This window comes from Pseudodesulfovibrio alkaliphilus (assembly GCF_009729555.1).
In the GTDB taxonomy this organism is placed as follows: domain Bacteria; phylum Desulfobacterota; class Desulfovibrionia; order Desulfovibrionales; family Desulfovibrionaceae; genus Pseudodesulfovibrio; species Pseudodesulfovibrio alkaliphilus.
This window is the reverse complement of record NZ_WODC01000001.1, coordinates 290,324-310,473: the sequence shown is the minus strand read 5'-3', so window position 1 is coordinate 310,473 and position 20,150 is coordinate 290,324. Positions and strand designations below refer to the sequence as shown.

Annotated in this window: 20 protein-coding genes; 2 read left to right on the top strand and 18 right to left on the bottom strand. The window is 62.7% G+C overall.

What is annotated here, in order from left to right:
- Positions 1-32: 32 nt before the first annotated feature.
- The 17 genes from tatC to GKC30_RS01480 form a co-directional block, all read right to left on the bottom strand.
- Positions 33-1,340 carry a twin-arginine translocase subunit TatC gene (gene tatC / locus GKC30_RS01560; protein ID WP_155931830.1) on the bottom strand — a complete coding sequence of 436 codons (1,308 nt, stop codon included), beginning with the start codon at positions 1,338-1,340 and terminating at the stop codon, positions 33-35.
- The gene (gene tatB, locus GKC30_RS01555) at positions 1,337-1,663 is read right to left on the bottom strand and encodes a Sec-independent protein translocase protein TatB (RefSeq protein WP_155931828.1); all 327 of its coding nucleotides are present in this window, start codon (positions 1,661-1,663) and stop codon (positions 1,337-1,339) included. The genes tatC and tatB overlap by 4 nt, the downstream gene beginning before the upstream one ends.
- A 33-nt stretch (positions 1,664-1,696) precedes the next feature.
- Positions 1,697-3,241 (bottom strand): glutamine-hydrolyzing GMP synthase, encoded by a 1,545-nt coding sequence (gene guaA / locus GKC30_RS01550; protein WP_155931826.1) that lies wholly within the window; start codon positions 3,239-3,241, stop codon positions 1,697-1,699.
- Positions 3,242-3,307: 66 nt separating this feature from the next.
- Entirely contained in the window at positions 3,308-4,762 is a 1,455-nt protein-coding gene (gene guaB / locus GKC30_RS01545) for an IMP dehydrogenase (protein WP_155931824.1), read from the bottom strand.
- Between the two features lie 76 nt (positions 4,763-4,838).
- Positions 4,839-5,546 carry an ABC transporter ATP-binding protein gene (locus GKC30_RS01540; protein WP_367613955.1) on the bottom strand — a complete coding sequence of 236 codons (708 nt, stop codon included), beginning with the start codon at positions 5,544-5,546 and terminating at the stop codon, positions 4,839-4,841.
- A 1-nt stretch (position 5,547) separates the two neighbouring features.
- On the bottom strand, positions 5,548-6,342 hold the full coding sequence (locus GKC30_RS01535; protein ID WP_155931820.1) for an ABC transporter ATP-binding protein: 795 nt from the start codon (positions 6,340-6,342) through the stop codon (positions 5,548-5,550).
- The gene (livM, locus tag GKC30_RS01530) at positions 6,335-7,528 is read right to left on the bottom strand and encodes a high-affinity branched-chain amino acid ABC transporter permease LivM (protein ID WP_155932359.1); all 1,194 of its coding nucleotides are present in this window, start codon (positions 7,526-7,528) and stop codon (positions 6,335-6,337) included. Before livM ends, GKC30_RS01535 begins: the two co-directional genes overlap by 8 nt.
- A 147-nt stretch (positions 7,529-7,675) precedes the next feature.
- Complete coding sequence (locus GKC30_RS01525; RefSeq protein ID WP_155931818.1) at positions 7,676-8,578, bottom strand: branched-chain amino acid ABC transporter permease; 903 nt, start codon at positions 8,576-8,578, stop codon at positions 7,676-7,678.
- Positions 8,579-8,659: 81 nt separating this feature from the next.
- The gene (locus tag GKC30_RS01520) at positions 8,660-9,826 is read right to left on the bottom strand and encodes a branched-chain amino acid ABC transporter substrate-binding protein (RefSeq protein WP_155931816.1); all 1,167 of its coding nucleotides are present in this window, start codon (positions 9,824-9,826) and stop codon (positions 8,660-8,662) included.
- Between the two features lie 198 nt (positions 9,827-10,024).
- Positions 10,025-10,621, bottom strand: a complete 597-nt coding sequence (locus tag GKC30_RS01515) for a tetratricopeptide repeat protein (protein ID WP_155931809.1) — start codon at positions 10,619-10,621, stop codon at positions 10,025-10,027.
- Positions 10,611-10,760, bottom strand: coding sequence for a CcmD family protein (locus tag GKC30_RS01510; RefSeq protein WP_155931807.1), 150 nt, complete (start codon positions 10,758-10,760; stop codon positions 10,611-10,613). Before GKC30_RS01510 ends, GKC30_RS01515 begins: the two co-directional genes overlap by 11 nt.
- Before the next feature lie 71 nt (positions 10,761-10,831).
- A complete protein-coding gene (gene ccsA, locus GKC30_RS01505; RefSeq protein ID WP_155931805.1) occupies positions 10,832-11,497 on the bottom strand; it encodes a cytochrome c biogenesis protein CcsA in 666 nt (221 codons plus the stop codon).
- Between the two features lie 3 nt (positions 11,498-11,500).
- Entirely contained in the window at positions 11,501-12,178 is a 678-nt protein-coding gene (locus GKC30_RS01500) for a heme exporter protein CcmB (RefSeq protein WP_155931803.1), read from the bottom strand.
- A complete protein-coding gene (locus GKC30_RS01495) occupies positions 12,172-12,843 on the bottom strand; it encodes an ABC transporter ATP-binding protein (protein WP_155931801.1) in 672 nt (223 codons plus the stop codon). Before GKC30_RS01495 ends, GKC30_RS01500 begins: the two co-directional genes overlap by 7 nt.
- Positions 12,843-14,738 (bottom strand): heme lyase CcmF/NrfE family subunit, encoded by a 1,896-nt coding sequence (locus GKC30_RS01490; RefSeq protein WP_155931799.1) that lies wholly within the window; start codon positions 14,736-14,738, stop codon positions 12,843-12,845. Before GKC30_RS01490 ends, GKC30_RS01495 begins: the two co-directional genes overlap by 1 nt.
- A gap of 584 nt (positions 14,739-15,322) precedes the next feature.
- Positions 15,323-15,754, bottom strand: coding sequence for a cytochrome c maturation protein CcmE (locus tag GKC30_RS01485; RefSeq protein ID WP_155931797.1), 432 nt, complete (start codon positions 15,752-15,754; stop codon positions 15,323-15,325).
- 31 nt (positions 15,755-15,785) lie between these two features.
- Positions 15,786-16,835 carry a hemolysin family protein gene (locus GKC30_RS01480; RefSeq protein WP_155931795.1) on the bottom strand — a complete coding sequence of 350 codons (1,050 nt, stop codon included), beginning with the start codon at positions 16,833-16,835 and terminating at the stop codon, positions 15,786-15,788.
- A gap of 129 nt (positions 16,836-16,964) precedes the next feature.
- On the opposite strand from GKC30_RS01480, the gene GKC30_RS01475 reads away from it, so the two are divergent.
- Positions 16,965-17,984: a glycosyltransferase family 9 protein gene (locus GKC30_RS01475; RefSeq protein ID WP_155931793.1), complete on the top strand. Its 1,020-nt coding sequence runs from the start codon at positions 16,965-16,967 to the stop codon at positions 17,982-17,984.
- A gap of 52 nt (positions 17,985-18,036) precedes the next feature.
- Here the strand turns inward: GKC30_RS01475 and GKC30_RS01470 are convergent, their stop codons facing one another.
- Positions 18,037-18,693, bottom strand: a complete 657-nt coding sequence (locus GKC30_RS01470) for a nicotinate-nicotinamide nucleotide adenylyltransferase (RefSeq protein ID WP_155931791.1) — start codon at positions 18,691-18,693, stop codon at positions 18,037-18,039.
- A 315-nt stretch (positions 18,694-19,008) separates the two neighbouring features.
- On the opposite strand from GKC30_RS01470, the gene GKC30_RS01465 reads away from it, so the two are divergent.
- The gene (locus tag GKC30_RS01465; RefSeq protein ID WP_155931789.1) at positions 19,009-20,148 is read left to right on the top strand and encodes a pyridoxal-phosphate-dependent aminotransferase family protein; all 1,140 of its coding nucleotides are present in this window, start codon (positions 19,009-19,011) and stop codon (positions 20,146-20,148) included.
- Positions 20,149-20,150 lie beyond the last annotated feature (2 nt).

Below are 20,150 nucleotides of genomic sequence, written 5' to 3'. Positions count from 1 at the left end.
CATGTGCCGTGTTCCACCCCTGTCCGGCTGGTCTATGCCTTGTCCGGTTCTCCCGCCTCTTTGTCAGCCGTTTCCTTGTCCTGCCTGTTGGCAGCGGCGGCGTCCATCTCGGCCCGGGCGGCCTCCTCGGCCTTGGCGCGTCGTTCCAGGTGGCGTTTTTCGTTCTTGCCGAAGAAGAAGGCGACCCAGATGCCCACCTCGTAGAGAACGATCAGCGGCCCGGCCATGAGGCACTGGGTGAAGGGATCGGGCGGGGTGAGCACGGCGGCCAGCACAAAGCCGATAAGAATGGCGTATTTGCGTTTTTTGCGCAGCCCCTGGGACGAGACCATGCCCATGCGCGCCAGGAAGAAGATGAACAGGGGCAGTTCAAAGACAAACCCGAAGGCAAAGAGCAGCTTGAGGCAGAAACTCAGGTATTCATTGAGTTTGGGCGTGAACTGGATGCCCTCGGTGGAGAAGCTGGCAAAAAACTCGAAACCAAAGGGAAAGACGACAAAGTAACCGAAGAGGGCGCCGGAGGTGAAGAACGCGGCCGAGATCACGGCCATGGGTATCATCCATTTGCGCTCGTGGGCGTAAAGGCCCGGGGCGATGAAGCCCCATATCTGGGCGAAGACGTAAGGGCTGACCAGGAAGAGCCCGGCCACGATGGAAATCTTGATGTACGAGAAAAACGCCTCGGCCGGATAGGTGTACTGAAAGTGCCCCTCCTGGGCCATCTGCACCAGAGAGCGCTGCAGGGCGTCCACAAACAGGTCGATCTTGTCCGTGTGCTGGAATCCCTGTTCGCCCAGGAGCTTGGTCAGGGCGTCCCGCAGATCGTCGTAAAAGCCGATGGGCAGCATGGGCTTGTCCGCCATGCGCTGCTGGAAGACCTCGATCATCGGCTGCATCAGGATGTTGAACATCTGCTCGGCAAAGCCGTAGCAGGCGACCGTGCCCACCGCGATGGCGATGAAGCTGCGTGTCAGCCGAAGGCGCAGTTCGCCCAGGTGGTCGAGCAGACTCATCTGTGCGCCTTCCCCGTCTTCGGAGTCGGGTTCTGGTTCGGCGTCACCCGCGGTGCCGTCACCGGGCACGGCAGGAGGCGGGGCGTTGTTGCCGCCCGGCGCATCGGGGCCGGAGGTCTCGTCCGATCCAGGCTCGTCGGTTCCGCCCCGATCTCCCTCCGCCGGGTCGCGGTCCAGGGCCTCTCTGGCCTGGGCCAGCTCCTCGTCGGAAATCACCGGCCCATTGGGCTCGGTCAGCGAGGGATCATCCGTGGCAGCGGTGGCTGAGGGGTCCGTTTCCTGCTTTCCGACGGCCCCGTTTCTGGCCTCTTCCTTGTCCGGGGTCATGCCTTGTCCCTGGCCTCCGTTTTCGAGTCGTCGGCAGAGGTGCCTTCAGGCGCGGCAGAGGCTTCGGTGTTTTGGTCGGCGGAAGCGGCGGCCTTTTCAGCCTTGCGCCGCTCCATTTCCTCGTCCACCTCGCGTTTGCGTGCGGCTGCCTCGGCTTTTTTGACCTCGTCGTCGAGAGTGCTTTTCACGTCGGTGGTGACGCGCTTGAACTCGGCCATGCCCTTGCCCAGCGACCGCAACATGGCTGGCAGCTTCTTGGGGCCGATGACGATGAGAGCCACAACGCAGATGATCAGAAGTTCGGGTCCGCCTATTCCAAACATATATCCACCCTGGTTACAGGAGACAGAATCGTATTATTCCCACTCAATGGTGCTGGGCGGTTTGGACGAGATGTCCAGAACCACGCGGTTGACGCCCTTGACCTCGTTGATGATGCGGTTGGAGATGCGGGCCAGCAGTTCGCTTGGCAGCCGCGACCAGTCAGCGGTCATGGCGTCGATGGAATCCACCACCCGCAGGGCGATGACGTTCTCATACGTGCGGTCGTCGCCCATCACTCCAACGGTCTTCAGCGGCAGGAGCACGGCGAAACCCTGCCAGACCTTGCGGTACCAGTCCGAGGCGACCATCTCGTTTTGCACGATACGGTCGGCAAGCCGCAGGATGGACAGCCGTTCGTCCGTGACCTCGCCGATGATGCGGATGGACAGGCCCGGACCCGGGAAGGGCTGACGCCAGATGATGTGTTCGGGCAGCCCCAGTTCGTAGGCGGCGCGGCGCACCTCGTCCTTGAACAGTTCGCGCAGGGGTTCGACCAGCTTGAGGTTCATCTTCTCGGGCAGCCCGCCCACGTTGTGGTGGCTCTTGATGACCGCTGACGGGCCTTTGAAGGACTCGGATTCGATGACATCCGGGTACAGGGTGCCCTGGCCCAGGAACTTGACGCCAGGAATGGCCTTGGCCTCGCGGTCAAAGACATCAATGAAGGTGTAGCCGATGATTTTGCGCTTCTGTTCAGGGTCGGTCACTCCCGCGAGCTTGTCCAGAAATTCGCGTGAGGCGTCCACAAATTTGACGTTGAGGTCGAAGTGTTCGGCCAGGAAGCCGACCACCTCGTCTTTTTCGCCCATGCGCAAGAGCCCGTTGTCCACGAAGATGCAGTGCAGATTCTTGCCGATGGCCCGGTGCAGCAGCACTGCGGCCACGGTGGAGTCGATGCCGCCGGAGAGGCCGAGAACGACCTTGGCCTCGCCCACCTGTTTTTTCAGGTCCGCGATGCAGGTGTCGACAAAGCTGGCCATGGACCATGTGGGCTTGAGCCCAGCCACTTTGAAGAGGAAATTCTGGATGATGAGGGCGCCGTCGGTGGTATGGGCCACCTCGGGGTGGAACTGGAGGGCGTAAAAGCGCCTAGCCGGGTCGCCCATGGCCGCGAACTCGATGGAGTCGGTCCGGCCCATGGGCAGAAAGCCTTGGGGCAGAGCCTCGACCCGGTCGCCATGGGACATCCAGACGGTGAGGTTGTCCCGCTCCTCGATCCCTTCGAACAGGACGCAGTCGTTCTGGGCCGAAAACTGGGCGCGGCCGTATTCGCGGTCCGTGGAGGCCACGACCTTGCCGCCCAGGTTGTGGGCCAGGAGCTGCATCCCGTAGCAGATGCCGAGCACGGGTACTCCCATGTCGAGGTAGTCCATGTTCAGGGCCGGGCAACCGCCCTCAAGCACGCTGGACGGTCCTCCTGAAAGGATGAGTGCCGACGGCTTGAATGCCTTGACCCGCTCGGGGTCCACATTGCAGGGATGGATTTCGGAGTAGACCCCTGCCTCGCGCACGCGGCGTGCGATGAGCTGGGTGAATTGGCTGCCGAAATCAAGGATGAGAACTCTGTTGTCGTGCATGTGTCTCTCTTTACTTCACATCATGGAAAATGAAAAGGTGAAACCCGGTCCTGGCCCTGCTTCGGGTCAGGCGTCTCCCCGGTAGTTGGGCGATTCCTTGGTGATGGTCACGTCGTGGACGTGGGATTCGCGCAGTCCTGCGGGGGAGATTTGAACCAGTCTGGAATTTTCGTGGAGCTCCTCAAGGTTGGACGCCCCGGTGTAGCCCATTCCCGAGCGCAGACCGCCCACGAACTGGTAGAGCGACTCGCCCACCGGGCCGCGATAGGGAACCCGGCCCACAATGCCTTCGGGAACCAGTTTTTTGGATTTTTCTTGGAAGTACCTATCCGAGCTTCCTTTTTTCATGGCATCAATGGAGCCCATGCCGCGATACTGCTTGTATGTGCGGCCCTGGTAGAGGATGGATTCGCCGGGGCTCTCGTCCGTGCCCGCCAGGACCGAGCCCATCATGCAGCAGTGGGCGCCCACGGCCAGGGCCTTGACCACGTCGCCGGAATACTTGATGCCGCCGTCGGCGATGATGCACTTGCCGACCTCACGGGCGGCCCGTGCCGCTTCCATGATGGCCGTGATCTGGGGCACACCCACTCCGGCCACTATGCGCGTGGTGCAGATGGAGCCGGGACCGATGCCCACCTTGACCGTGTCCACTCCGGCCTCGATGAGGGCCTTGGTTCCATCGTAGGTGGCCACGTTGCCGCCCACCAACTGAATGTCCGGGAAAGAGGCCCGCAGCTCGCGTGCGGATTTGAGGATGTTTTCAGAGTGCCCGTGGGCCGAGTCAAGCACCAGAAAGTCGGCCCCTGCGCGGAGCAGCGCCTCGGCCCTGGTCAGGCAGTCGCGTCCAACGCCGATGGCCGCGCCCACCAGCAGACGGCCCCGGCTGTCCTTGACGGCGTCCGGGTATTTCTTGTGCTTGTTGATGTCCTTGATGGTGATCAGTCCCTTGAGGCGGTTTTCGCCGTCCACCACCAGCAGTTTTTCGATGCGGTGCTGGTGCAGCTTGCGCTTGGCCTCGTCGTTGTCGATGTTCTCGGGCACGGTGACCAGGTCGCGGCTGGTCATCAGCTCAGAGACCAGGGAGGCATCGTCCTTGACGAAGCGAATGTCACGGTTGGTGATGATGCCCACCAGATGGTCGCCCTTGACCACGGGCAGGCCCGAGATGCGGTACTCGGCCATGATTGCCTTGACCTTGGCCAGGTCGTCGTCCGGGTGGACCGTGAGGGGGTCGGTGATCATGCCTGATTCGGATTTCTTGACCCGGTCGATCTCGCGGGCCTGCTCGCGCACGGACATGTTCTTGTGGATGACGCCCACTCCGCCGTGCCGGGCCATGGAGATGGCCATGCGCGATTCGGTGACCGTGTCCATGGCCGCGGAAACCAGCGGGATGTTCAACTTGATCTCGGGCGTCAGTTGCGTGGAAACGTCCACCGAGTCCGGCAGCACGTTGGAGTAAGCCGGTAGCAGCAGCACGTCGTCAAAGGTCAGGGCCTTTTCGAGTATCTTGCTCATCTTCAAAAAACCTCCAGGGCGATTGTGCCGCCATATATGCCAGAGGCCGGACAGGGTCCGGCCTCGCGGCGTGTTTTTACAGGCCCAGGTAGGCCTTTTTAACCTGTTCGTTGGCCAGGAGCTTGTCGCAGGTGTCGGTGAGGACGATCCTCCCGTTTTCCATCACATACCCGCGGTGTCCGATCTTCAGGGCGAGGTTGGCGTTTTGCTCCACCAGGAAGATGGTGGTGTTGTGTTCCTCGTTGACCTTCTGGACGATTTCGAAAATCTGGCGGACCACCAGCGGGGCAAGCCCCATGGACGGTTCGTCGAGCAGCAGCAGCTTCGGTTTGGCCATCAGGGCCCGTGCGATGGCGAGCATTTGTTGCTCGCCTCCCGAGAGGGTGCCGCCCTGCTGTCTGCGCCGGGCCGAAAGGATGGGGAAGAGGCCGAAGCACATATCGATGTCGCGTCGGATGCCCTCGCGATCGTTGCGCAGGAAAGCGCCCATGTCGAGGTTTTCCTGCACGGTCAGCTCCGGGAAGATCAGCCGCCCCTCGGGCACCTGGCAGACCCCACGGGCCACAAGCTTTTCCGGGTTGATCCGGGTGATGGGTTCATCCTGGAAAATCACCTCGCCGGTTCTCGCCTGGACCACGCCGCAAACGGTCATCAGGGTGGTGGTCTTGCCCGCGCCGTTGGCGCCGATCAGGGTGATGATCTCGCCCCGGTCGATGTGCATGTCGATGTCATAGAGGGCCTGGATGTTGCCGTAGAAGCTGTTGACCCCTTTGAGTTCGAGAATCCTAGGCATCGTCGCTCTCCCCGAGGTAGGCCTTGATCACGGCCGGGTTTTCGGCGATCTCGCGGGGAGTGCCGTCCGCGATCATCCGTCCGTAGTCGAGAACGTAGATCCGGTCGGACATGGACATGACCATCTTCATATCGTGCTCAATGAGCATGATGGAGATGCCCAGGCGGTCGCGGATGTCTACAATCAGTTTTTCAAGATCATGGGTCTCCTGGGGGTTCATGCCCGCTGCAGGTTCGTCGAGCAGCAGCAGGAAGGGGTCGGTGGCCAGGGCCCGGGCTATCTCCAGTCGGCGTTGCTTGCCGTAGGGCATGTTGGCCGATGTTTCGTTGACGTACTTTTCAAGCCCCATCAGCACGAGCAGCTCATAGCTGTGGTCAATGACGGCCTGCTCCTCCCTGCGTGTGGCCTTGCAGCGGGTGATGGCTCCGAATACGGCGGACTTGGTCCGGCAGTGGGTGCCGATCATGACGTTTTCCAGGGCGGTCATGGAGGGGAAGAGCCGGATGTTCTGGAAGGTTCTGGCCATGCCCAGCTCGGTGACCTTGTTGGGCTTCTTGCCGTTGACGCGCACGGGCTTGCCCGAGGCTTTCGGGTCCAGCAGCACGTCGCCGCTGGTGGGGGTGTAGATGCCGGTGATGCAGTTGAAGAAGGTGGTCTTGCCCGCCCCGTTGGGACCGATGAGGGCCACAATCTCCTTTTGGTGCACCACGAGATCGACATCGTCCAGGGCGCGGATGCCGCCGAAGTCCTTGTCCACGGCCTTAACGTTGAGAACCGGGTTATTCATTGGCCGCCCCCGCTGTGTTTGCGCCCTTGTAGGTGTAGACCTTGCGTTTGGCGCTGATCAGTCCCTGAGGCCGAAAGACCATGACCATGACCATGATGGCCCCGAACAGGAGCATTCTGAACTCAGAGAATTCGCGCAGGTATTCCGGCACGAGGATGAGGATGATGGCTCCGGCGATGACGCCCCGGATGGAGCCCATGCCGCCGATGACCACGATGGAAAGGATGATGGCCGATTCCCAGAAGGTGAAGGAGGCCGGGTTGATGAAGGTGGTTCTGGCCGCGAACACGACTCCGGCCATGCCTGCCCAGGTGGCCCCCAGGGCAAAGGCGAGGAGCTTGGTCTTGACCTTGTCGATGCCCATGGCCTGACAGGCGATCTCGTCTTCGCGCAGGGCAAGCCATGCCCTGCCGATGCGCGAATACTGCAGACGGTTCACGCAGAAGATGGTGAGAACCAGGAGGCCGAGCATGATGTAATACATATACATGGTCGATTCAGCGATGGTCAGCTTCATGCCGAAGAATTCGGGGCGCGAGATGTTGGAGATGCCCGAGGGGCCTTTGGTCACTTCGCCCCAGTTTTCGAGCACGAGGCGGATGATCTCGCCGAAGCCGAGGGTGACGATGGCCAGATAGTCGCCCCGAAGGCGCAGCACCGGGAAGCCGAGAAGGACACCCATGACGGTGCCCAAGGCCGCGCCGATGGGCAGCATGGTCCAGAATCCGATGTCCCAGTGCATGTTGCACAGGGCGTAGGCGTAGGCGCCGGAGGCGTAGAAGGCCACGTAGCCGAGGTCCAGCAGACCTGCCAGGCCCACCACGATGTTCAGTCCGAGACCGAGCACGATGAAGACCAGACAGGAGACCATGATGTTGGTCTGGTAAAGGTCAAAGACCTGGGGATAGAGCACTGCAGGGACGGCAATGGCGCAGAGCCCGGCGAGCTTGAGCACGGGATGGGACTGGATTGTCGTCAGCAGTCTTTCGGCCAGGGTTTCCCGCTTCGCCTCATCGCGCTTGAGCTCCTTGCGGGCCAGCAGCCAGCGCCAGAGATAGGAGCCGAAGAAGGTGGCCACCGCGATGGAGACCATGTTCTCCCAGCGCCAGAGGATGGTTCCGTCAATGGTGTTGACCTTGACGACCAGGATGGGGAAGGTCAGGAAGGCGAACCATGCGGCTACCATGACGGATTTTTGGAACGCGTGGGGGATGTTCCGGCATCCGGCCGAGAGGATGTGGCGTAGTATCCCCAGCGGGCTTGTTTCGTTGATTGTGTTGTTCACGAGATAGTCCTTGTAAGGCAAGGCGGTCAGGCCGCCGTGAATGCCCGGTTACACCTTCTGTGCCTTTTCCTTGCCCATGATGCCAGCGGGCCGGAAGATCAGGATGAGCACGAGCAGGCAGAACGCGAACACGTCCTCGTAGTCCGAGGAGACGTAGCCGGTGGCAAAGGCCTCGGTCAGACCGAGAACCAGTGCGCCGAGCATGGCTCCGGGGATGGACCCGATGCCGCCCAGCACTGCGGCGGTAAAAGCCTTGATGCCCGCGATGAAGCCGATGAAGTAGTTGATCTGCCCGATGTGGGAGGCGATGAGCACTCCGCCCACCGCGGCCAGGCTCGACCCGATGACAAAGGTGGCCGAGATGACCATGTCGACATTGACGCCGACGAGCATGGCCATCTTGCGGTTCTGGGCCGTGGCGCGCATGGCCTTGCCGAGCTTGGTGTACTTGATGAACAGGGTCAGGCCGACGCAGACCGCAATGGTGGCCACGACGATGACCAGCTCGGAGGAGTTCATGATGGCACTGTAGGGCCGCATGAAATCGAACTGAGGCGTGAGCGAGGGGAAGGGCAGAAAGTCCGGGGTCTGGGCGAGCATGACGTAGTTCTGAAGAAAGATGGACATGCCGATGGCCGAGATGAGGGGAGAGAGGCGTTGTGCGCCGCGCAGGGGCTTGTAGCCGATCTTCTCCACGGTGTAGCCGTACGAGGCCGACCAGATGACGGCGCAGATCAGGGCGATGACCAGTATGGAAGCCTCGGGGAACCCGAGGGTGGTCAGCACGCCTGCCACGATCAGGCCGGTAAAGGCCCCTATCATGTAGATTTCGCCGTGGGCGAAGTTGATCAGCTCGATGATGCCGTAGACCATGGTGTAGCCCAGGGCGATGAGGGCGTAGATGCTCCCCCGTGTCAGGCCACCGAAAAAGAGTTCAAGAAAATAATCCATTGATGTTGGTCCTATACGTTAAATACACCAGGGGACAGGCGTGAGCCTGTCCCCTGGATAAAGGCATCTGATTATGACAACCTATTTGATTTCCACGTACTTGCCATCCTGCACCTGGTAAACCGCGAAGCCGACGCCTTCTGCGTCGCCCTTGGCATCGAACTTGATCGAGCCGACCGGGGTGTCCACATACTGGGTGCGCAGGGCCTCGATGACCTTGTCATAGTCGGTGGAACCGGCGTTCTGCACCGCGGTGAGCAGGGCCAGGGCGGCGGAGTAGGCCTCGGGGAAGAACGGGCCGGGGTCGGAGCCGAACTCGGCCTTGTGGGCGGCCACGGCCTCCTGGAAGATGGCGTTGGTGGAGAAGTCCATGGGGCCGGTGGCATACACGCCTTCGGCGAACTCGCCAGCGACCCTGATAAAGGTATCGTCCTTCACGCCGTCATCGGAGAGGAAGGGGATGGCAAGATCACGCTTGCGCATGCCGGAGACGATTTTGGATGCCTCGGGGTGGTAGCCGCCGAAGATCACGCCGTCGGCACCGGAGCTTCTGATCTTCTGGATCACAGCGGAGTAGTCCACCGCGCCGGGGGTTACTCCCTCGTACAGAACCACTTCCATCTCGTCATCGGCCTCGATGAACTGCTTGCAGAAGTTGGCGAAGCCCATGCCGTAGTCGCCCTTGTCATGAATGACGGCCAGCTTTTTGAGGCCCAGGCTCTTGGCAAAGGAGACCTCAAGGGCGGCCTGCGCATCGTCCGGGGCGATGGTGCGGAAGAAGTTCGGGTACTCGCCGGATTGGGTCAGGGGCGGGTTGGTGGCCGAGGGGGACATGACCACGATTCTGGACTCAAGGTAGATGGGCAGGGCGGCCTTGGTGGCGCCGGAGCAAATGTGCCCGAGTACGATGGAGACCTTGTCGGAGACCATCTTGGTGGCAACATTGGTGGCCAGCTCAGGCTTGCACTGATCGTCCTGGGCCACAACCTCCACCTGCATGCCGTTGACGCCGCCCGCGGCGTTCAATTTGGCGGCCACCAGTCTGGCGGCGTTGACGCTGGGCAGACCGTAGGAGGCCAGATCGCCGGAATGGGCGCCTGCCACGCCGAGGACCAGCTTGCCGGCCGGGGCGACCTCGCCGGTCTGGACATCGGCCTTTTCATCGGCTTTTTTCTCTTCGCTGCCGCAGGCCGCCAGCATGGCGACCATGGCGAGGCACAGCACGATCAAATGCAGTTTGGTGCGCATACTTCCTCTCTCCTCACTAAAGTATAAGTTTTCTCAGCAACACACTGTTCCGCGACGATTTTTTCACTGAAACGCCACGGGCCACAGCACGTGCGCTCACGTCTGCGGATGAATGCGTCATTGTAGATGTTTCGCGAATCTTGTCAATAGGATAACGCCTCGGCGTGCTGTGGGCAAAATCCTGGTATTCAAGGACTTTTACTTTTCAAGTTCCTGTTTTGCCAGCTTGATCATCTCCGAGTCCTCGCGTTCAAGGGTAAGGACTTTTTCGAAATAGGCGCGGGCCTGATCGGGCTTGTCGAAGTAATACTTGAAAATAACGCCCAGATTGAAAAGGGCCAGAGTGTCATCGGGAGCGATCTCCAGGATCTCATCGTAGGCGGCCGACGCCTTGATGTAGTCCTCCAGACTGAACCGGGCGATGCCGATGCCCTTGAGTACCTCAATGTCGCCGGGCCGCAGCTCGTTGGCTCTGTCGAGGGGGGCCACGGCGCGTTCCCAGGCGCGCATCATCAAAAAGGAGTTGCCAAGGCCGATCAAGGCGTCCACGTCGTCGGGGTTGGCCTCCACCTGGGCCATATAATCCCTGATCCGGGCCATGTTGCCGCCCATCTGCTCCATGCCCGGGGGCATGGTGCCGGGAGACACCTCCTGGTTGGGCGTCTGCCGGGACGCCACGAACAGGTTCGGGTTGTTCAGCCGGTAGACGAAGCTTGCCACGAACATGGCGGCCACGCCCAAGAAAACCATGGCGATGACGGCCTTGCGGCCCAGTTCCACATTGCTAGCGGTCATTGTCGTCACCTCCGAGCAGTTCGAGTTGCCGCACGCGTTTTTCGAGTTCGGCCGAGCGGGTGGCCAGGAATACGAGATAGCCGGTCACGCCGAGCCAGACCGCGCAATTGGCCAGAAAGATATAGGTTGTTGCAGACATAGGGATTCCTTGGTTTGATCGGGTGTTCAAGCCGTCCGGTTTTGGGACGTGTGGTATTTATTGCCTTGCGGTCACGCCTCTTCGTCCCATATCAGCATGGCCTCCAGCCGGGCCAGCCGGGCCAACTGCCCGGCACGGGTCAGGAGCATGGCCCCCCAGACAAGGCCAAAGGCGGCGAGGCCGGTGAATATCGTGTGCCACATGCGCGGAGCCATGCCCGAACTCTCCCTGGCCACGCCATCGGGATGGGCGCTGCCCCACAGCTTGGCGGCGAAAAAGACCAGAGGTACGTCCAGAAAAGCCACGATGCCGAGCACGGCGCAGACCAAAGCCTTGCGCTCGCGGCCCATGGGCGTGGAGCGCAGGACCAGATAGCCCGCGTACACATACCACATGATAAGCGAGGTGGTCAGCTTGGGGTCCCATATCCACCAGTGTCCCCATTCGGCCCTGGCCCAGATGGAGCCGGTGATCAGGCTCAAGGTGGCGAAGAGCACCCCCAGCTCGGCGGCGGCCCCGGCCATGCGGTCATAGGCGGGATCGCGCCGGAAGAGGTAGAGCAGCGAGGCGAGAAAGACCACGAAAAAACTCGCCAGCGCCCACCAGGAGCACGGCAGGTGCATGTAGAAAATCTTCTGCACCGGCCCGGATTGGGCCACGGGCGCGTAGAACCAGATCATATACTGGTGAGCCAGCAGGGCCACGGCGGCCGATGCGGCCAGAATCTTCACCTTCATTGGCTACTCCTCACCGCTGTAGACAAAGGGAAAGAGGAACAATCCGGCCCCCGCGAACAGGGCGTCAAAGGCGAGGATCAACCCGAGCCAGCTGCCGGGACCTTCAGCGGGTTCCGGCGAAAAACAGAGGGCGAACAGGGTGATGCCCGCCAGCAGCACGGGCAGCAGCAGCGGGAACACGATGACCGAGAGCAGCGATTCCCTGGCCGCCTGCCCCTGGGACAGTGCGCCAAGCAGCGCCCCGATGACCACCAGCCCGATGTCCGCCCCGATCAGGGTCGTGAGCAGCAGCCACCACGGACCATACACGGTCTGGCCCAGGAAGGCCGCGGTGGCCGGGAGAAATACCAGCTGCGAGACCAGGAGCAGGCACAGCCCGGCCAGCCCCTTGCCCACCCATACCGCATGGACGGGCGCGGGTGACGAGAGAATGCCCACCCGTGCGCCGTTGGCCTCCTCGATGGCAAAGAGGTCGTTGAACACCAGGACCAGTCCGAAGGCCGATGCCAGCCAGAAGATGGCTCCTGCCGCCTGGGCCGTTATCACGCCGCCTAGGGGCTTGGACAGGCTGAACAGAAAAATGAGCAGCAGGCCCAGAAGCATGGCCTGCACCAGCCCCTGCCCGCCGGAGACCGAGAGCCGCAGATCCTTGGCGGCCATGGCTGCCGAGCGCTTCAGCATGTTCCGGCCTCCGTCGCATACTCCCGTGCCGGGCCAAGGTACTCCACCCGGCGTCCGCCCAGGGCGAGGACTGTATCGGCCAGAGCCGCGTCCTCGCCGATGTGATGGCTGATCCAGACCACTCCGGTACCCTGGTCTCGAAACCCGGTAATCTCCCGGCGCAGCAGGGCCAGGGAGCGGGGATCAAGCCCGGTTCCCGGCTCGTCGAGGAAGAGCAGGGCGGGCCGCACCATGTAGACCCGGGCCAGATTCAGCCGCTGGGCCATGCCCCGCGAGAACGATCCGGCCTTTTCCTCGGCAGCGCGCTCCAGGCCCACCCGGTTGAGCAGGGCCATCAGTTCGTCGCGTGAGGGGGTCAGGCCGTACATGGTTCCCCAGAAGCCGAGGTTGGCCAGGGCGGTCATGCCCGGATAGATGAAGGTGGCGTGGCCAAGATAGGCGGTGCGTTCCGGCTCGGCGTGGGTGACCACCTCCCCGGCCGAGGGCCTGGAGAGCCCGGCCATCATGCGCATGAGGGTGGATTTGCCCGCGCCGTTGGGCCCGGCAACCAGCAGTATTTCGCCGGCCCGCACCTCGCAGGACACGTCCTTGAAGACGAGCTTGCCGCCGTAGAACTTGGCCGCCCGCCTGACCGTCAGCAGGGCCTCGCCGCCGCAGTGGGACATCAGCCGTGCGCCTCCGGGCGTCGTATCCGCCTGAGGATGAGCAGGGGCATCATGCAGAGGATGGTGCCGCCGATCCATATCCAGTTGACCAGGGGATTGACGCTGAGTTTGAAGCTCGCCTTGTGGTCTTCGGTGAATCCTAGCAGGGTGGCGTACAGTTCGTTGCCCAGACTGAAGACCGTGTCCGCCTCGGCGAACTGCTGGCGTTCGAAGTTGACGTAGATGCGCTTGTCAGGACGCATTTGTCCGAGCACCTTCCCGTCCCGCGAGACCTCAAGCACTGCCGTGGCTCTGGCCCGCAGCTCCGGGGTCGAGTCCTCGGCCACACTGACGTAGGTGATCTCGTAGTCTTCCAGGACCACAGTATCGCCTTCGCTCATGACATATTCGCTCTCAACCTTGTAGGGGCCGGAAAAGGTGATGCCCAGTGCCATGAGCACCATGCCGAGGTGGATGCCGTAAGCCCCCCAGGATTGGCGGGAGGTACGCATGGCGGGTTGAAGCGCGAAGAGGGTCGCAATGCTGACCAGTGCCGCCACGGACGAGGCGGCGGAAAAGGCCGCCAGGGGTTTGGTGAAGCCCATGGCCAGGAATCCGGCCAGGGATGCAACCAGGGCCACGGTCACGATGATGACGCCCCTGGTGTCGCGCAGACCGCCCTTCCAGCCCAGCCAGGGGCAGTAGCTGAATATCAGCACCAGTACGGCCATGAAGGGCAGGCAGACGCGGTTGTAGAAGTTGGCGTCGAGCCCCATGGGGTGTGCGGTCCACAGCCTGCTGATGACCGGCCACATGGTACCGATGGTCACCACCGCTCCCAGCGCCAGCAGGAACCAGGCCGTGATCACCAGTATTCCCTGTCGGCTCATGAAATCGGACAGGGTGCGGCGGGTGTGGCGTTCGCTGACAAAGACGATCAGTGTGGTCAGCACCAGCCAGAAGACCATGCTCCAGAACAGGGGCGCGGAAACGGGGGACTCGCCAAAGGTGTGCAGGGAGTCGATGACGCCGGAGCGGGTCAGGTAGGTGGCGAAGATGCACAGCAGGAAGGTCAGTGACATGAGAAACACGTTGGTCCGCTGCAGGGCGTTGCGTCTCGCTTCGATCAGCGCCGTGTGGAGCAGGGCCGTGCCCACGAACCAGGGGATGATGGAGGCGTTTTCCACCGGGTCCCATGCCCAGTAGCCGCCCCAGCCAAGCTCCATGTACGACCACCAGCCGCCCAGGATGATGCCTGCGCCCAAAAATGCCCAGGCCAGGATGTTCCAGTTGCGACAGATGGTGACCCAGGATTTCTCCTCGCCAGCGATGCTTGCGGCCAGGGCGCAGGCAGCCGGAACGGTGTACCAGGCAAAGCCGATGAACAGGAGCGGGGGGTGGAAGATCATGCCCGGGTTGCGCAGCAGCGGGTTGAGGCCGCGCCCGTCTGCCGGGGCAGGTACGATCTCGATGAAGGGATTGCTCCACCCGGTCAGCAGGAGCAGGAAGAAGCCCTGCACTGTAAGGAAGAACATCCAGAAAAAGAGCTTGGTCCTCGGGGCCAGCATCTTGTAGCTCGGTGAATAGAGAAAAATGACGCCGGACACGGCGATGAGCAGCTCCCAAAAAAGCAGCGATCCCTCGCGGCCGCCCCAGAAGGCGGTCAGGGTGTAGATGAAGGGAAGGGCGTTGTCCACAGTGTCGTAGACATAGCGGAAGGAGTAGTCGCGCGAGCCCAGGGCTATGAGCAGCAGCAGGGAGGAGAAGGCCACGCCCGCAGCGGCGAGAATCTGTCCCCGCTCCACAAGGACCAGGGCCTCGTCCTTGCGGCTCCAGGCCGCGAATCCGGCCCAGGCGGCAAGAAAGAGAAATGACAGCAGGGAGAACAGCAGGGCCACGTAACCTGTCAGATGCATAAAGGCTCCTTGGCAGATGGTCGGACACGGTTCACGCCGGAGGTCGGCTTCGCCCGATGGGCGTTTTGGACACGCTCGAACCGTGTTCCCCGGTCTGCATACTCGACTTTTTACCGGGATGGTATGAGTTTTTTCCGGGTGCCGGAAACGCTCTCCGCGAGCCGGGGCACCCGCCCCGGAGCAGTGTCAGGAGGCGATATGCCCCTGATTCCCTTCCTGGCAAGCATGTGAACAAAATTTCACCAATCGCGCTGGCATAAAAAAAGGCGGATTCCGCCCGGTCGGGTTGTCGTCCCATGCCCGCTTGCGAGGCTGCCTCAAACCGGGCAGGCCCTCGCGCACTCTTGTGGGGCGCCATCCTTTGATTTTATTGCTTCAGCCATTCTGGTCGGTGACCACAACCGCTCACAGTGATTTCGCGGAACTGCTGACCGGAAGAAATCCGTCCGCGCCCGGTCAGCGGGGGGGGGCGCATTGCCTTACCCCCGGAGCCGCTTTGGGGCATACCCCATTTTCCCCCGTCCGCAAGCTGCGGGAGGCGGCCGTGGCCGCGGCGCTCAGGCGGCCCCGGTACCCGGCGGGGATCAGCCTTTGGCCTGCTCCATCTGGCGGCTCTCCTCCTCGTACTTGGAGGGACATTTGGTCACCAGGGTCCGGGCCGTGAACACCGTGGCGGCAGGGTCGAGTCCGCCTTCCACGATGACCTCGACATCCTCCTTGAAGGTGTCGGGCAGCGCTCCCCGGTACTCCACGCGCAGGATCTTGGTCGGGTCCATCTTGTCGATGAGGTTGAAGGCCGCACCGAGGTTGTCCGGGTCGAGCACCAGTCCCTCGGGCGAGACCTTGCCGAACAGACGCGCCTGACGCACCTCCCCAGGTTCCACGGCCAGGGCCTCGGACACGTTGAGGAAATACATGCTGTCCTGGGTCAGGCCGGAAAAAATCAGGTAGCCAAGGCCGCCCAGGAAGAGCGTCAGCGCTACCGCATACACTGTCTTGTTCGACTTTTTTGCCATTATTCGTTGCTCCGGGCGCGGTTGGCCGCGCCTATTTTTCCACGGTGTCGTCGCCCGATGTGGCCAGCGCGTTACGCTGCGCCCTGGCAAACTCCCGCATGTCCACCACGCGGTCCGTTTCGTCCACGATCTCGCTGCCCAGTATCTCTTCCAGCACGTCCTCAAGGGTGACAACGCCAGCCACACCGCCGTATTCGTCAAGCACAACGCAGAGATGGTTGCGGCTGCCAAGGAACTTCACCAGCAGCTTGTCCAGCGTGACACTCTCGAGCACGAAGCGTACGGGCCGCATGATGTCTGCAAGCCGCAGGTCGTCCTGGTCGTCGGCCAGGGCCTCAAGCACCTGCCGCCGGTAGACCACGCCCACAATATCCTCCGGGTCGTCCGCCCAGACAGGGATGCGGCTGTGCGGCCATTCCGGGTGCTGCTGCCGCGCCTGGGCCACGGTCAGTTCTGCCGGGAGCGAAAAGACCACGGTTCTGGGCGTCATGATCTCTTCCACCGTCTTGAGGTCCAGCAGCAGGATGTTGCGTATGGACTGCTCCTCGTACGGCTTGATGGAGCCCGAGCGCCTCGTCAGCGAGACAATTGCCCTGATGTCGTCCTCGGTGTGGTTCGGGCCTTCCGTCTTCCGGCTCACGGCCTTGGACAGCAGCCGCATCACCGAGATGACCGGCCTGAATACCCACACCAGGGCGTTCAGTGGCCTTGCCAGGGGCGGGGCGATGCGGTCACTGTACACCACGCCGAGGGTCTTGGGCAGTATCTCCGTGAAGACGAGAATAATTACTGTGAAGACCAATGTAAAGAGCCAGAGCGTCTCCTTGCCGTAGACATTGGCCCAGGCCCAGCCAGCCACGGCCGCTCCCGCCGTGTGGGCGCAGGTGTTCAGCGTCAGGATGGCGGTGATGGGCTCGTCCACCTTGGTGCGCAGCCTGTGCAGCATCTTTGCCGACTTGCTGCCGGTTGACGTGAGCTTTTCGATGTCCGCCCAGCTCATGGAATAGAGGGCCGCCTCGGCCAGGGAGCAGAACATGGAAACGAAAACGGCCACGCCGACCGCAATTACGAGTTCGATCATACGGCTCTGTCACTTCCTGTCAGTCCGGGTCGGGCCGGAGTCTGGAGCCTGAAACATACCAGATGCCAACCTGCGGCGCAATATGGAATCGCCTTGACTTCCGGGTGGATTGAGGCGAACGGAAAGGGCATGAAATCCTCTAGCGCGGCGATGCCCGGTGTCGTCTTTCGCCTGGGTCATCTTGGTGATGTGGCCCTGACCACCGGGGTGCTCGCCCACTGGCACGCCGTCAGGGGCGACACCTTTGTCTTCGTCACCCGGACGGCCAACGCGCCCCTGTTCGATAATCATCCCGCCGTGGTCCGCGTCGTCGGCCTCGAAGACCGTCACCTCAGGGATGCGTGGCCCGCCACGGCACGCGAGCTGGCCCGGGAGTTCGCCCGCCACGAGTTGATCGACCTGCACGGCACCCTGCGTTCGCGGGTGCTCGGTTGGTTGTGGCGCGGCCCGGTGCGCCGCTATCCCAAACAGGGGATCACGCGGCGGCTCTTCGGCTTGAGCCGCTTGGACCGATTGCGGATAAAACTCGAGGCCACCACCGTGCCCCAGCGTTACGCCCTGGCCCGTGATTCCGACGCGCCCGAGGCAGCCGTCATCACCCCGCGCCTCTTCCTGACCGAGGCCGAACTGGCCGGGGCCGACGAGCGCCTGACGGGCATGAACCGGCACAAGCCGCGTATCGCCCTGCATCCCTACGCCACTCATCCGGCCAAGCAGTGGCCACGCGGGCACTGGCAGGAGCTGACCCGCCTGCTGACTGCGGCGGGCATGGGCTGGTTCGTGGTCGGGCGTGATGCAGCGCCTCTGGTCCGGGACAATCGGCGGGACTACACCAACGCCACCAGCCTGCGCGAGACCTGCGCCCTCATGGCACGGGCCGATCTGCTGATAACGGCCGACTCCGGACCCATGCACCTGGCCGGCGGCGTGGGCACGCCCGCGGCCGCGCTTTTCGGTCCCACCGTACGCGCCTGGGGGTTCTTCCCGGCGGGGGCGCACGACCGGATCATCGAGGCCGATCTCGACTGCCGCCCCTGCTCACTGCACGGAGGCAAACCCTGCGCCAAGGCCCAGGCATGTCTGACCACCATCCGCCCCGAGGCGGTCATGGCCGTGGTCCGGCAGATGCTCGCCGGAAAGAAAGCCTAGAAGCGGATCAGGCTCGCGCCCCTCCCCCCGTCAGGGCGGTTCAATACATTAATCAGGCCCGTTTGCCCCAGTAGACGGCCACTTCGTCGTCCCGCTCTTCGAGCAGGGCCTCCACGCCCGGCGGCACGAGGTAGCGCAGGGAGCGGCGCTCGAGCCAGCGGCGGCGGATGTGCCCGCCCTTGATGTCGAGGCGGGGGATGTCCAGCACACGCACGATTCGGCCGCCTGGGAAGGTCCAGGTGTCGTCAGCCTCGCGCCTGGCCTCGGGCCACTGGGATTCGATGAATCCCGCCACCTTGTCGGCCGCCTCCCAGCGGTTGACCACGGCCAGGGAGGCCATGGACGGGATTTCCAGCCCGCGCCGCCAGGATGGCAGATCAAGGAAAGTGGATGCGCCCAGGATGAAGAATATCTCGGACTCGGGCTGCTCCGCCCGGAAACAGGTCAGGGTGTCGCAGGTGAACGAAGGGCCGGGCCGCGCCCCCTCAAGCGGGTTGGAGCCGAGCCCTGGGATGCCCTCGATGGCCCGGCCCACAAGCTCCATGCGCAAGTCAAAGGGCAGGATATCCGCGCCTTCCTTGTGGGGCGGCCGCTTGGCCGGGACCAGTTCGACCCGGTCCAGCCCGAGCCGTTCCAGGACTTCTATGGCCGCGCGCGCATGGCCCACATGGACGGGGTTGAAGCTGCCGCCGAGGATGCCGATCTTCATGGGGTCTCCTTGCGTGATTGTGCCCGCAAAATACAGCGGATGGGCGGGGGTGGCAAGGGAGAGGCTGTGCATGGGCGGGAGAGGGGAGGAGCGACAGCGACGGCTCTTCATCCTTCACCCCCATCCCCAGGGGAAAATCGACTTGTCTCCCCTTTCTGCTGCATGAAATTCTCCCCAGCCCCCGCATCCGCGAAGGTCCTGTCGGGTCTTGGCCCGTCTGGACATTGGGTTCTTCCCGTTATATGAACGGGGACATTTTCCGCGCGCCAGGCGGAAATTCCCATTTTTCGTCAAATTCACCGAAGGACACGAGCCATGAACACCCCAAATTTTGCACCCCTGAAACTCTTCATCACCGGCCCGACGTATATTCGCGACGATGTCAAGCAGGCCGCGCTGCTGCCCGAGTTCGGGCATCGCGACAGCGAGAACGACCTGCGTTTCGCTCCCATCCGGGAAAATCTGCGGATACTGGCCGGGGCGGGCGACGCCTATGAGCCGGTCCTCTTCCTGGGGTCCGGCTCCACGGCCATGGAGGCGTCCATCCGCTCGCTGGTGGCCGAGAACGAGACCCTGCTCAACGTCTCGGTGGGCGCGTTTGGCGACCATTACTTCAATATCGCGGTGGCCAACGGCAAGAAGGCCGAGAATCTCAAGTTCGAATACGGTCAGGCCATCGACCTGACCGTGCTTGAGGCGAAACTGCGCGAACTCAAGCCTGCGGTGGTCTCCTTCACCCACAACGAGACCTCAACCGGCGTGACCAACGACATGAAGTCGGTCTGCGCCATGATCCGCAAGCACGGGGCCATGCCCCTGGTGGACGGCGTGTCCATCTTCGGCGGGGCGGACCTTGATCTGATCAATTCCGGGGCGGCCATGTACTCCACGGCCACCCAGAAATCCCTGGCCCTGCCCGCTGGGTTCGGCATTGGCTTCATCAGCCGCGAGGCCGAGGAAAAGGCAAAGGCCGTGACCTGCAAGGGCCACACCACGGACATCACCAAGCAGCTGGAGCGCGCCCGCAAGAACCAGACCCTGACCACGCCCAACTGCACCCTGGCCAACCAGATGTTCGTGCAGCTGGAGCGCATCGTCAAGGAAGAGGGCGTGGCCGCCCGTTTTGCCCGGCATATTGAGATGCGCGGCATGGTCGAGGCCTGGGCGGCCCGTCTCAACGGATTCGAGATGTTCGCACCCGAGGGCTATCGTTCGCCCACGGTGTCCGCCGTGCTCTGCCCGGCCGGCGTGAGTGCTGCCCAGCTGAAGAAGGGCGTCAAGGAGTCGCTGCGCGGCCAGGGCTACCTTATGGACCCGGGCTACGGCAAGCTCAACGCGGCCCTGGAGGCCGAGGGCCGCAGGCTGGTCATCCGCATCGGCCACATGGGCGACATCATGCCCGACATGCTGGCCGATTATCTCGGCAAGCTCGAAGCCGAACTGAAGAAACTTTAGGA